Here is a 13,236-nt window from a genome sequence, read left to right as displayed (position 1 = left end):
ATGCAACAAAGATATATAAAATTGGAAACACCCAAAGAGCAATATAGAATAAATTTCATACCTTTGCCTCGTGTTACTATCAAAGCTAAAATAAAATGAGTAAATTCAGCCAAAGATTTCCAACTTCCATACGAAAAAGATACATCAAGCTTTTTCCTCCAACAGCTCTAAAGCCACTAAAATATGATAAAGACCCTAATCGCGTATCGGAGATAATATATAAAACACTATTATCAGATAAGCCTTGTATGATTGCACGATTTGGCGCAGTTGAATTAGGATGTGTCGTTAATTATCTTGGGGTAAGAAATAAGGATATCTTAAACTATATCCGAGGAAAAGCCGAACCATGGTGGTGGACAAAACCAACATTACAACAAATGTCTAACAATGCAGGATTCTTCTCCATTAGTGATAAAAATCTAAGAAGGTTTTCCGAACTAATGATACAAGATATGTCCTCAGTCGATATTTTAGCATCGTGGTTACAAGATGAAAGTCGATTTGAAAAAGAATTATCAAATGTATATAAAATCTGGCTAGAATATCTTAACCCATATTGGAGCGAAAATCCGTGGTCACGTGCCCTAGAAGGGAAGAAAGTGCTAGTGGTACATCCATTTGTAGACTCTATACAAAAACAATATAAGAAAAGAGCCTTCCTTCACAAACACCCCCAAACCCTTCCTGACTTTGACTTAAAAACGATAAAGGCTGTGCAAGGCATTGGTGGAGTATGTAATGAAGGATTTAAAGATTGGTTTGATGCTTTTGAATACATGAAAGCAGAAATTAATAAATCAAATTATGATATTTGTATTTTAGGATGCGGGGCATATGGTTTTCCTTTGGCAGCTCATGTTAAGCGAATGGGGAAAAAAGCCATACACATGGGGGGAGCAACTCAAATGTTATTTGGGATTAAAGGAAAGCGTTGGGAAGATGAATATGGAGAATTTATGAATGAACATTGGATAAGACCTTCAAAAGAGGAAACTCCAATAAATGCGATGAAAATCGAGAATGGTTGCTATTGGTAATTCACTAACCTACCAAATTATTAGCACAGATTATACAAGAGCAACTATTCCCCTATAAATATGTAATTAATTACTTGTAATCGTAACAACCTATTAAACTACTCAACTTTCAATAAAATCACAGTGGTCTCAATAAATGCAATAAGGATATACAAAATCAAGATAGATAAAAGAAATTAATAAGATAAATTTCATACTTTTGCATATAAAATCAGCAAAGAAAATCCAGTATGAGCCAAAGCCACCAACCATTCATTTTATATGATAATCAAATCTTTGATATTCAACGATTTGGAGGTATATCACGTTACTTTTGTGAAATATTGCGAAGACTAAATATGAAAAAGGATATTGCAGTTCGCTATTCTGTAAATTATTATTTAACGACTTACAGATTAGGCAAACATCGTATACCGCTCCCCCGATTCATTTTTAAGCATTATCGTAAACAATGTCAAAACCAAAACAAAGAATTAAGCAAAAATCTATTACAACAAAGCAATAAGTATCTTTTTCACCCAACTTATTACGATCCATATTTTCTAAAATATATTGGAAGTAATCCATATGTTATCACCGTACATGATATGATTCATGAAAGATTCCCCTCATACTTTTCCGATGCTTCCGAAATTATAGCACATAAAAAAGAAGTGATTACTCACGCAAAACGCATTATAGCAATAAGCCAAAACACTAAAGAGGATATTATCCAATTATTACATATTTCTCCTGAGAAAATAGACGTAATCTATCATAGTACTAGTATGAAGCCTTTCACTGGGAAACAACGCTTAACATTACCTGATTCTTTTTTACTTTTTGTCGGAGACAGAACTCCTTACAAAAACTTTAATCGCTTAGCTAAAGCTTTTTCAGAGTTAAGTACTAAAGATGAAAATTTATTCCTAGTATGTACAGGAATGCCATTTAAACAATCAGAAAAAGAACTACTTGACAAACTAAACATTTCAAACAAAGTAATACACATCAAAGCTACTGACAGAACTCTTGCAGAGTTATACAGTCGAGCTAAACTTTTTGTATTTCCGTCACTATATGAAGGATTCGGCATACCTATTTTAGAAGCCTATGCTTGTTATTGCCCTGTGGCTCTAAGTAACACAAGTTGCTTTCCTGAAATTGCAGGAGATGCAGGAATATACTTTGATCCTTATTCTGAAACATCTATACTTGAAAGCATCAAAGAAGTTATATACGATGACAGAAAACGTACAGAACTCATCATGCGAGGGAGAGAGCGTCTCAAACTTTATTCATGGGAAAAAGCAACCGCACTAACTCAGAAAACGTATTTAAAAGCGTTGAATATGGAATAACTTCTCACTTAATCTTAAACATTAAATGAACATGAAACGAGTAACTTTAAGTATCATTACCGTCAATTACAATAACAACACAGGCTTAATCCAAACATTAGAAAGCATAAAGAAACAGACATTCTCTTCGTATGAGCATATCATAATAGATGCGAATTCCACAGATGGCAGTAAAGACACCATAAAAAAGTATGCAAAAGAAAATATCCATCTTAGCCATTGGATCTCAGAACCTGACAAAGGTATATATGACGGAATGAATAAAGGTATAGAACATGCCAATGGAGAATACCTATATTTTCTAAATTCTGGTGATTGTTTAATTGAAAATATCCTTCAAAAAATACCATTCGATGGAACTGAATATATTTATGGAGATATAGAAATGGTCGGTAAAGGGAAAAGACGAATAGATAAATGTCCAGATAAGGCTGACATAATGTTCTTTCTAACAAAGTCTTTACATCATCAAGCTTGTTTCATACATCACACACTATTCCAAAATGAGAAATACGATATAAATTATAAGATTATGGCTGATTGGATACATAGTGTACGGTCTATTATTTTCAAGGAATGCAGCTATAAACATATTCCCTACACCATAGCAGAATACGATCAAAATGGTATCAGTTCAGATTATCAAACATCACAACAAGAACGTATCAAATGGCTAAAAAGCAATCTCTCCAAACCATTTTACGAAGCCTCCATTGAACTAACTGAGCTGCAACTGTCTGTATTTAAAGACATAATTCCGATTCTCAACAAAACACGTAAATTTCAAAAAAGAGCAAAACGAATTGTCATGTTCCTATATAAAATCAATTCACTATTTTCAAACAAATAAAGAGTAAAAAGAACAATAAGTACTTTTTTGACATTAACTATAAAAAACACCAACTAAATTTCTACCTCTCATACGCCTTTGTCTTAAACATATTCAGCACTTTCTTCACTATCGGGGCCATATCATAATATTTATATTCTGCTAAACGTCCACCAAAAATAACATTTTTCTCACAAGAAGCCAACGCTCGATATTGCTCATATAAAGTATTATTACGATCATTGTTAATTGGGTAATAAGGTTCCTTACCTTCTTCCCACTCAGCAGAATATTCTCTTGTAATTATAGTCTTAGAACATTTATTCACTTCATTTCCAAAACATTCAAAATGTTTATGCTCAATAATCCTTGTGTACGGAATATTCTGTTCCGTATAATTTATCACTGCATTTCCTTGGTAATTAGAACAATCAAGTTCTTCTTCTTCAAACATAAGAGAACGATACTCTAATTTTCCAAAACGATATTGATAAAATTCATCAATTGCCCCTGTAAATACAATCATATCAGCTATATTCTCAAAGTAAGTACGATTCTCAAAAAAATCAGTATTACATTTACACTCCACATCATTCAACAAACCATCTATCAATTTATTATAGCCACCGACAGGAATCCCTTGATATGTATCATTAAAATAATTATTATTAAAAGTAAAACGCACCGGCAAGCGCCTGATTATAAACGCTGGCAATTCCCGACACGATCTTCCCCATTGCTTTTCTGTATATCCTTTTATTAATGCTTCATAAATATCACGACCTACTAACATTAAAGCTTGTTCCTCTAAATTTATTGGAATATTACGTCCCTGATTTTTTATAAATTCAAAGGCCTTCGCTTTTTGTTCTTCTATTTTAGCTTTGGCTTCTTCTGGTTTCGTCACTCCCCACATTTGATAAAATGTACTCATATTAAAAGGAAGATTAAATAACTTCCCTCTATATTGAGCTAATGGGGAATTGATAAAATTATTGAATTCAACAATAGAATTTACGAACTTCCAAACCTCTCTATCTGATGTATGAAAAATGTGTGCACCATATTTATGTACATTAATGCCATATTTCTCTTCACAATAAATATTTCCTCCTAAATGAGAACGCCTATCAATAACCAAACAACGCTTGCCCAACTCTTTAGCTTTATTGGCAAAAACTGCTCCAAAAAGTCCTGCACCAACAATCAAATAATCATATTTCATAAGTTCTATTTCTACATATAAAACAATTAATTACATCCTCACGTAAATATATCAAAAAAACAGCTCTCTATACAAAAAGTTCGCCATTCCTTTTTAAAAGAAGCACTTTAAAATACATTATATCATTTGAATAAAAGTTTTATGCTCATATATATATTCATAAACCAAGCACTAGGAAGACATAATAGATAACGATATACTGATTTTATCTTTAATGACATATCGAAAATATTCTTTTCTTGATAAAATACCCATAATTCTTTGATAATAGTATTTCGTTTTCTAATATTGGAAATTCGTTTAATTGCATTCAGATAATTTCGAATAATTTGCAGAATCATGTACTCCTGAAGTCTTTTATCTGTGTAATAAATCAAAGATTCTTGATATGCATGAGATAATAATAGAAACTCATCATAAGTATGTTTTTTTTTCGTTAACCCGGTATCTGAGACTCTATAATTATAAACAATATTAGGTAAAATCATAAGTTTCTTGCAATAATGAGCATAGTGTAAAGTAAAAACCTCATCCTCTCGATAAGATAAATTTTCAATAAAACGTATATTGTATTCTTTCAGAATATTGCTTCTAAATACCTTATTCCATGTAAAACCCAAGTAATCATAATATTTCGGGTTTGTTATCAAATCAATCATCCCTTCCTGAACCTCAGAAAAGCCATGACAAATGCATAAATTGGGAGAATATAAAGTCACATTCCCATTCACTGAATGAAATGAACTACCATAAAAGATTAAATCAACATCACTTTCCTGAGCCATTAAAAAAGATAAAGCATTTTTTTCCAACCAATCATCACTATCCACAAAAATAACATATTCCCCTTGTGCCCGCTCAATACCTTTATTTCTAGCAGCACTTACCCCTCTATTTTTCTCATGAAATACATAAATATTATTATATCGACTAGCATACTCATCGCACAATTTCCCGGAGAAATCAGTACTTCCATCGTCTATCAATAAAATTTCAAAGTCATCAGAAGCTTGTGCCAAAATACTGTCAAGACATTGTTTTAGATATTTCTCCGAATTATAAACTGGAATTATAATAGATAAAGTAGGCATATTATGAATTTTATAAATTATGAACTGAATGCAAATATACTACATTATCAAACAATCCCTACCAGATTCTTCTTCATGAATTTGGATTATCTTTGATATTTACGTATTTTTGTTCAAACAACTAAAAATGAGCTCAAATGAAAATAAATTGTGTAATAGTAACATACAATAGACTCAGTCTACTTAAAGAATGTATCTCCGCTCTTAAGAACCAAACATACAAAATAAATAAGATTTATATCATAAACAATAACTCAACAGATGGAACGAGCGATTATCTACAAGAACTAATTGCAGATTCTCAGTTTGTCATTATTAACCTACCTCAAAATATTGGTGGAGCAGGGGGATTTTCAGAGGGAATAAAAAGAGTAGTGTTAGATGGTTGTGATTGGGCATGGATAATGGACGACGATACAATTCCGATGAATAATGCTTTAGAAGAACTGGTTAAAGGAACAACTGTTACAAAAAATGTTGGTTATGTATGTAGCCGGGTTGTATGGACAGATGGCATGATACATAAAATGAATATTCCCAGATTTGATTGCGAGAATAAACAACACCTTCCTATCAATTATTATTCAAATCTTGCTGACGTTCTTTTAATAAGAGCTGCGTCTTTCGTCTCACTATTAATAAACTCAAAAGCGGTTCGTGAGGTAGGATTACCTATAAAAGAGTTCTTCATTTGGGGGGATGATACTGAATTTACTACTAGAATTTACCAACATGGATACGTGTGCTTATATGCAAGCCAAAGTACTGTAATACATAAAACGACAGAAAACTATATCTCACAACTTCAAAATGCTCCGGTAGAAGCTTTATGGAAATTTCAATATGGATTCCGAAATGACATATTCCTGCGTCGAATGAGAAAAAAGAATTTTCTATTTTTTATATCTGTTATAAACGCATACAGACGAGCAGTTAGACATATTAATAAAAGGCCAGGGAATGATAAAAAGGAATTTCTAAAAGTCATTAGAAAAGCCTGTTGGAATGGATTATTTTTTAAACCAAAGATCGAATATCTTCCTTAAAATGGAGCTAACCTATTTATCTAAAAAACGTACATTTATATTCTACCGATATTTCAAGATAAACTTTATTAAGAAATCTATGAAACCATAACTTAAAATACACGTATTATTTCAAAGAAGAAGCTAACCCTCTAATGTTTAGCAAAAAAGGCAGTAACACTTGTTACAACCAAATAAAATGTCTACATTTGTAGAATTTTAGTACAAACCCCTTAACTATTTAACTAACTTAGTAATAAATTTATGAATAAATCAATGGCGAGCAAGATTAGCACATCGCTTATTATATCGACTTATAATAGAAGCGACGCATTAGAATTATGCGTTAAAAGCGTGCTACGTCAATCTCTCCTTCCCGATGAAATCATTATCGCAGACGATGGTTCTAAAGAAGAAACGGGAGAGTTAATTCATCAATTGGCAACTACTTCTGTAGTTCCCATTATACATGTGTGGCATGAAGATTTAGGGTTCAGATTAGCTACAATCCGTAACAAAGCCATTGTAAAAGCTACTAAAGAATACATCATACAAATCGATGGAGACATCGTTTTGCATAAAGACTTTGTCAAAGATCATGTTCGCTTTGCCCAAAAAGGCAGTTTCGTAACAGGTAGCCGTGTGCTAATCCGGGAAGCCCTGACAAAAAAGATGTTGGCAGAAAAAAACTGCGTTATATCTATCCACGACAAAGGAACAAAAAATACAATCAACGGAGTACACTTGCCATGGCTGAGTCCTCTGTTACAACATTATCGCCAGTGGGACATTTCTTATTCCAGAGGATGTAATATGGCTTTTTGGAAAGAAGATCTGTTGAAAGTTAACGGATACAACGAAGCAATTACGGGTTGGGGAAGCGAAGACCACGAATTAGTGTGCCGACTCATCAATAGCGGAGTGCGCAAGCGTACTATCAAATTTGCAGGAATTGTATTCCACCTTTATCACGAACTTCATGGAACCGACAATTTGAGCAATAACCGCAGCATTTTGAGCGATACCAAAACCCAAAAGCTGACCTGGTGCGAAAAAGGAATCATACAAAACTAATATGGAAAAGAATTTAAACTTTTTAGACAGAAACGAATTTAACTACAGCCCATCAAAAGAAGTAGTAGAAGCACTCAAAAACTTCGATATAAATAAACTTTGCTTTTATACCCGTATTTACGATGAAGGCAAAAAAAGCATTTTATCCGTTTTCTTATCTGAATTATACGATATAGACGAGACGCAAGTTTTATTAGGGTACGGCGGAGAGGATATTCTGAAACAGGCCGTACATTATTTCCTCACAGAAGAAGACGGAAATAAAACGATGTTGATTCCTAAATTCTCATGGTGGTATTATAAGTCTATCGCAGATGAAGTGAACGGTCGCACTTTACAATATCCTCTTTATGAAGACGGAAACACGTTCAAGTACGACTTCGCCGCCATGAAAGATATGATACAAAAAGAAAATCCGAAGATTTTACTGCTTGCATCGCCCAATAATCCTACCGGGAATGGTCTGACTCCGGAAGAACTGGATGAGTTGCTGGCTGAAGTTCCTGCCAAAACGAAGGTCTTGATTGACGAAGCATACGCCTCTTTCGTCTCAACAGACACAAGATATATCAAAGAGCTGGTGAACAAATATCCGAATTTGATCATCTCCCGCACTTTATCCAAGTTTTACGGCTTGCCGGGGTTACGCATGGGATTCGGTTTCATGAGTAAAGAACTGGAAAAATTTAGCAAATACAGCAACAAATATCTGGGATACAACCGGATATCTGAAGACATAGCTATTGCAGCACTCAAATCGGATGCACACTACCGTAACATCGCCAAACTGATGAATGAAGATCGTGCCCGCTATGAAAAAGAAATCGGTGTGCTGCCCGGATTTAAGGTATACGAATCGGTAGCCAACTTTATTTTAATCAAATATCCGATTGCATTAAAAGAAGCACTGCAAAAAGCGTTTGCCGAACAGAGTTATAAAGTGAAATTTATGAATGAACCGGATATCAACACTCATCTGCGCATCACGCTGGGACGCCCTGAGCAGAACCGGATCGTCATAGATACAATCAAAGAAATCGCATCCAAATGAAAGCTGTAATACTAGCCGCAGGAATAGCCTCACGTCTACGCCCACTGACCGACACAACTCCCAAATGCTTGCTCAAGATAGGAGAACGTTGTTTGTTGGAAAGGGCTTTTGACGCTTTAATACAAAATGGTTTTAACGAATTTATCATTGTCACCGGATATCGCCAGCAACAAATAGTCGACTTTCTGCAAGCTCATTATCCGGCTCAAAGTATTACTTTCATCTACAATGATAAATATGAATCAACCAACAATATCTATTCTTTGTGGCTGACCCGCCCTTATACGGAAGGGGAAGAGGTATTACTTCTGGATAGTGACATCGTATTTGATCCCCAGATCGTAGAGAAGTTGCTCCGGTCGGACAAAGCCGATGTATTGGCACTCAACCGCCACGAACTTGGTGCCGAAGAAATTAAGGTTATTGTGGACAATGAACAAAAGGTAGTGGAAATCAGTAAGGTTTGCTCTATACCTGATGCAATCGGTGAATCAATAGGTATTGAAAAGATGTCGGCAGCATACACACAAGCGTTATTCCGTGAACTGGAGATGATGATCTTATCAGAAGGATTGGACAATATTTTCTATGAACGGGCGTTTGAAAGACTGATTCCACAAGGATATAGTTTCTACGTAATGGACACCACCGAATTCTTTTCGGCAGAGCTGGACACGGTAGAAGATTTCCAACAAGCACAGAAGCTGATTCCGGCTAGTCTTTACTAATATAAAATTTGAATAGAAATGGCCACTTACGATATTCGCCCCTTACAGCTTCGCATCTTAAAGAATTTACTAGCAATAGATAAAGTCTGTAAAGAACATAACCTGCGATATTATATCATGGCAGGTACGATGTTGGGAGCTGTACGCCACAAAGGATTTATCCCCTGGGATGATGATCTGGATATTGGTATGCCACGGGCAGACTATGATCTATTAATGACTAATGCCAAGGAATGGTTGCCGGAGCCATACGAAGCCGTATGCGCTGAGAATGACAAAGAATACCCGCTTCCGTTTGCCAAGATACAGGATGCCGACACAACATTAATTGAACGTATGCATCTTAAATATCTGGGAGGCGTATATATTGATGTATTCCCATTGGACGGTGTGCCGACAGGCCGTATGGCACAAAGAATGCATTTTGCCAAATATGAATTTTACAAACGGGTTCTTTACCTGATTCACCGCGACCCGTATAAGCATGGAAAGGGGCCAAGTTCATGGATACCATTACTATGCAGGAAGTTTTTCACACTCACCGAAGTACAGAAAAGCATCAGAGAGGTTATGACCAAATACGACTTTGACAAGAGTGATCTTATTTGTGACTATGACGACGGCATGAAAGGAATCATGCCAAAAAAGATTTTGGGAGTTCCTACCCCTGTCTTGTTCGAGAACGAAGAAGTATGGGGTGTACAGGAATATGACACATATCTGTCTCAGAAATATGGGGATTATATGACGATTCCCAAACAGAGTGGACAAAGACAACATAATTTTCATTACTTGGACTTGAATAAACCTTATCGGGATTTTGAAGTCTAATTATAAACCATATAAGCAGTAGGTAACAACAGAGATGAGAATAGGTTTTGACGGAAAACGTGCAGTGCAGAATTTCACCGGGTTAGGTAATTATAGCCGCTATGTAGCGGATATTCTTTGCCACTTCTATCCGGAGAATGACTATGTCCTGTATGCACCTAAAAAACGGGAAAACAAAAGGATGAATCTATTAACCGGACAATACCGGCAGCTCACTCTCGCCTATCCTGCTACTTCTTTTTGGAAAAAACTAAGTTCATTATGGCGCGTATGGGGAATCACCTCTCAATTGGAGAAAGAAGGTATTGAGTTATTCCACGGACTCAGTAACGAGCTTCCTCTCAACATCCATAAAAGTCGCATTAAAAGTATTGTAACTATCCACGACCTGATATTTTTGAGGTATCCGCAATATTACCAATCTATTGACAGGAAAATATATACATACAAATTCCGTAAAGCGTGCGAAAATGCTGATAAGATAATTGCTATCAGTGAATGTACCAAACGGGATATTATCCGATACTTCAACATCCCTGATGATAAAATAGAAGTCGTTTATCAAGGATGCGACGTCTCATTTACTCATCCGGTGACGGAAGAAAAAAAGGAGGAGGTACGGAAAAAATACCAGTTGCCGGACCACTATATACTTAATGTAGGCAGCATTGAAGAACGAAAAAATATTCTTGCAGCAGTACAGGCATTGCCTATGCTGCCGCAACATATTCATATCGTTATCGTAGGACGCCGTACAGGCTACACAGAAAAGGTTGAACAGTTTATCAAAGATAACGGTTTAGGCGAAAGAGTGCATATTATCAGTAATGTCCCTTTCAACGATTTGCCCGCTTTTTATCAATCAGCAGAGATTTTTGTATATCCTTCCCGTTTTGAAGGTTTCGGTATCCCCATCATAGAGGCACTATATTCGGGTATTCCTGTGGTAGCCGCCACAGGCTCATGTCTGGAAGAAGCCGGAGGGCCCGACTCTATCTACGTAAACCCGGATGATATCACCGGACTGGCTGATGCATTTAAACAAATATATTCAAATTCCGATAAAAGGAAGAACATGGTGGAGAAAGGACGGGAATTCGCGAAACGGTTCTCTGAGAAACAACAATCGGAAGAAATTATTAACATCTACAAGAAACTAATACGATGAACATACTTAAACACTCAATAAAGAAATTTATATATGGTACGCTTCCATATTATTTTATGAAAGGGTATAAGCCGGATTCTCCTTATCTGAAGTATTATAAATACATCAGAAAACATGGATATTCAAGACACTTATACGAATTCAAAGATGAGTATTTGAGTATGCCTGTTGATGTACGGAAAGACGAAAATAGGAATTTGTATTATGTACTAAAGGAGGATGGTAAACGCCTGTACTTCCAAAGAACAACACCTCCCCATAAAATCCAGAAGTATTACAGGGCGTTGATGATAGAGCAAGACCAACGCTCCGCACACCATTATTTCAATAATAATAAGGACGTAACGGGAAAGGTTTTTGTTGACGTGGGATGTGCCGAAGGATATTCTTCGCTGGAGATTATCGAAGAAGCCAAACATGTTTATTTATTTGAGCAGAACGAATCGTGGCTGGAAGCTATCAGGGCCACTTTTGAGCCATGGAAAGACAAGGTAACCATTGTTCAGAAGTATGTGAGCAACCGTAATTCTCCCAAAGAACAGAAACTGGACGATTTCTTCAGAGACAAACCGGACGAGCATCTATTTATAAAAATGGATATAGAAGGGGCTGAGCGCCGTGCGCTGGCCGGATGTGAACAGCTTTTCCGGGATTGCAAGAAAATAGATTTCGCCATCTGTACTTATCACCTACATGATGACGAGGAGGTTATTTCTGCGTTTCTTGATAAACACAACTGCACATACAGAAATCAAAAAGGATTTTTCAGACACAAGATCAGGAGTGTTGTTCTTCGAGGCAACAAGAAAGTAAATTAACTACCGATAGTCAGAAGATAGCAAATCGCAATAATCATACTTACACAAGTAGGTATCATAAATATGTTTTTCCTTCGCTAATAAATAATGCGAGAAGTGAGGCTCCCAGGAAAGGAACTTACGCGTAGAGCGACATAAGCGGAACAATAAAATATGCGAAACGATATGTTTTGACTTCTCTTTTCGGGCTGCACGACGGTAAATGTAGTGGGTAAAGAACTGATCACTGTAATAAAGAGCGAGCTTGACAGTAGCCGCTACATCCCAACCCCGCAAAGAAGCATATTCGGTCATTATATATGCCAGCACTTCCCGGGATATGCACAGACGGCACATATTACGGCAAACTTTATCACAATCTATTTCCGGTAATAACTGCATACGGTTCACATCAACCAAAGAGAAGCTATATTCATTTGCTCCATTCTGATGAATCAGAATATTGCCGGGAGAATAGTCCAAATGTAAAATACCCGCCTGATGTAATGCAAAAGTGTAACGCGCGAACGCCAGTAACTTGTCTTCATTTCCCTCAACCTTACCGTCCATCAAATAACGAACGGTTTCACCATTGTCATAGCAACAAACATAGTAGCTGTTTGTAAGAAGACCTTTCTGAAATTGTTCGATCATGGCAATCGGTTCCGGAGTATTGAAACCATGCTTCTGAAGTTCCATGGAATAGATATAGGAGCGGGCAGCTTTGGATTGGCGGAAATATGAATAGACAACACGATTAATGATGTGAGGCTTTTTAAAGCTTTTCACAACAACATCAACGTTATCCAGACTAATCCGTTTTAGAATATTACGCCCATCATACACCACCTTTCCTTCATCCGCAAAGAACTTGGGAATCTCCTCTATCTGTTTTTGCAAATGTGTGTACTTGGGATTTACAATCACTCTCATTACACTCTTCTATAAATCCTACTTACAAAGATTGTGCAAAGATAAAGAAATTAGGGCATATTCCGACTATATTTTTTTCTTTTATCGCAGAACTAAGATAAAAG

13 protein-coding genes are annotated in these 13,236 nt (G+C 36.0%); 10 read left to right on the top strand and 3 right to left on the bottom strand.

The annotated features are described in order from the left end of the window. The first annotated feature begins 95 nt into the window (after positions 1-95). The 3 genes from CGC64_RS04440 to CGC64_RS04430 all read left to right on the top strand — a co-directional run bounded on the left by CGC64_RS04440 (position 96) and on the right by CGC64_RS04430 (position 3,230). Positions 96-1,040 (top strand): hypothetical protein, encoded by a 945-nt coding sequence (locus CGC64_RS04440; protein WP_005677012.1) that lies wholly within the window; start codon positions 96-98, stop codon positions 1,038-1,040. A 230-nt stretch (positions 1,041-1,270) separates the two neighbouring features. Further along, positions 1,271-2,380 carry a glycosyltransferase family 4 protein gene (locus tag CGC64_RS04435; protein WP_005677011.1) on the top strand — a complete coding sequence of 370 codons (1,110 nt, stop codon included), beginning with the start codon at positions 1,271-1,273 and terminating at the stop codon, positions 2,378-2,380. A gap of 31 nt (positions 2,381-2,411) precedes the next feature. Further along, complete coding sequence (locus CGC64_RS04430; protein ID WP_032855083.1) at positions 2,412-3,230, top strand: glycosyltransferase family 2 protein; 819 nt, start codon at positions 2,412-2,414, stop codon at positions 3,228-3,230. Positions 3,231-3,291: 61 nt separating this feature from the next. Here the strand turns inward: CGC64_RS04430 and glf are convergent, their stop codons facing one another. Next, positions 3,292-4,434 carry a UDP-galactopyranose mutase gene (gene glf / locus CGC64_RS04425; protein ID WP_005677008.1) on the bottom strand — a complete coding sequence of 381 codons (1,143 nt, stop codon included), beginning with the start codon at positions 4,432-4,434 and terminating at the stop codon, positions 3,292-3,294. Between the two features lie 122 nt (positions 4,435-4,556). Beyond that, the gene (locus CGC64_RS04420; protein WP_005677007.1) at positions 4,557-5,525 is read right to left on the bottom strand and encodes a glycosyltransferase family 2 protein; all 969 of its coding nucleotides are present in this window, start codon (positions 5,523-5,525) and stop codon (positions 4,557-4,559) included. 137 nt (positions 5,526-5,662) lie between these two features. Here CGC64_RS04420 and CGC64_RS04415 point away from each other — a divergent pair, with 137 nt between their 5' ends. The 7 genes from CGC64_RS04415 to CGC64_RS04385 all read left to right on the top strand — a co-directional run bounded on the left by CGC64_RS04415 (position 5,663) and on the right by CGC64_RS04385 (position 12,220). Next, entirely contained in the window at positions 5,663-6,571 is a 909-nt protein-coding gene (locus CGC64_RS04415) for a glycosyltransferase family 2 protein (RefSeq protein WP_005677006.1), read from the top strand. 243 nt (positions 6,572-6,814) lie between these two features. Then, on the top strand, positions 6,815-7,624 hold the full coding sequence (locus CGC64_RS04410) for a glycosyltransferase family 2 protein (RefSeq protein ID WP_005677005.1): 810 nt from the start codon (positions 6,815-6,817) through the stop codon (positions 7,622-7,624). Between the two features lies 1 nt (position 7,625). Further along, on the top strand, positions 7,626-8,675 hold the full coding sequence (locus tag CGC64_RS04405; protein ID WP_005677003.1) for a pyridoxal phosphate-dependent aminotransferase: 1,050 nt from the start codon (positions 7,626-7,628) through the stop codon (positions 8,673-8,675). Continuing rightward, positions 8,672-9,403 (top strand): phosphocholine cytidylyltransferase family protein, encoded by a 732-nt coding sequence (locus CGC64_RS04400; RefSeq protein ID WP_005677001.1) that lies wholly within the window; start codon positions 8,672-8,674, stop codon positions 9,401-9,403. The genes CGC64_RS04405 and CGC64_RS04400 overlap by 4 nt, the downstream gene beginning before the upstream one ends. A gap of 18 nt (positions 9,404-9,421) precedes the next feature. Continuing rightward, positions 9,422-10,234: a LicD family protein gene (locus CGC64_RS04395; protein ID WP_005677000.1), complete on the top strand. Its 813-nt coding sequence runs from the start codon at positions 9,422-9,424 to the stop codon at positions 10,232-10,234. A gap of 34 nt (positions 10,235-10,268) precedes the next feature. Continuing rightward, positions 10,269-11,402, top strand: coding sequence for a glycosyltransferase family 4 protein (locus CGC64_RS04390; RefSeq protein WP_005676999.1), 1,134 nt, complete (start codon positions 10,269-10,271; stop codon positions 11,400-11,402). After that, complete coding sequence (locus tag CGC64_RS04385) at positions 11,399-12,220, top strand: FkbM family methyltransferase (RefSeq protein WP_005676998.1); 822 nt, start codon at positions 11,399-11,401, stop codon at positions 12,218-12,220. Before CGC64_RS04390 ends, CGC64_RS04385 begins: the two co-directional genes overlap by 4 nt. On the opposite strand, the gene CGC64_RS04380 is transcribed toward CGC64_RS04385, so the two are convergent. After that, the gene (locus CGC64_RS04380) at positions 12,221-13,132 is read right to left on the bottom strand and encodes a lipopolysaccharide kinase InaA family protein (RefSeq protein ID WP_005676997.1); all 912 of its coding nucleotides are present in this window, start codon (positions 13,130-13,132) and stop codon (positions 12,221-12,223) included. Positions 13,133-13,236 lie beyond the last annotated feature (104 nt).

Origin of the sequence: Bacteroides caccae, from assembly GCF_002222615.2 — a bacterium.
GTDB classification, from domain to species: Bacteria; Bacteroidota; Bacteroidia; order Bacteroidales; family Bacteroidaceae; genus Bacteroides; species Bacteroides caccae.
The sequence above is the reverse complement of the archived record's forward strand: the minus strand, read 5'-3'. Positions and strand labels throughout refer to the sequence as shown.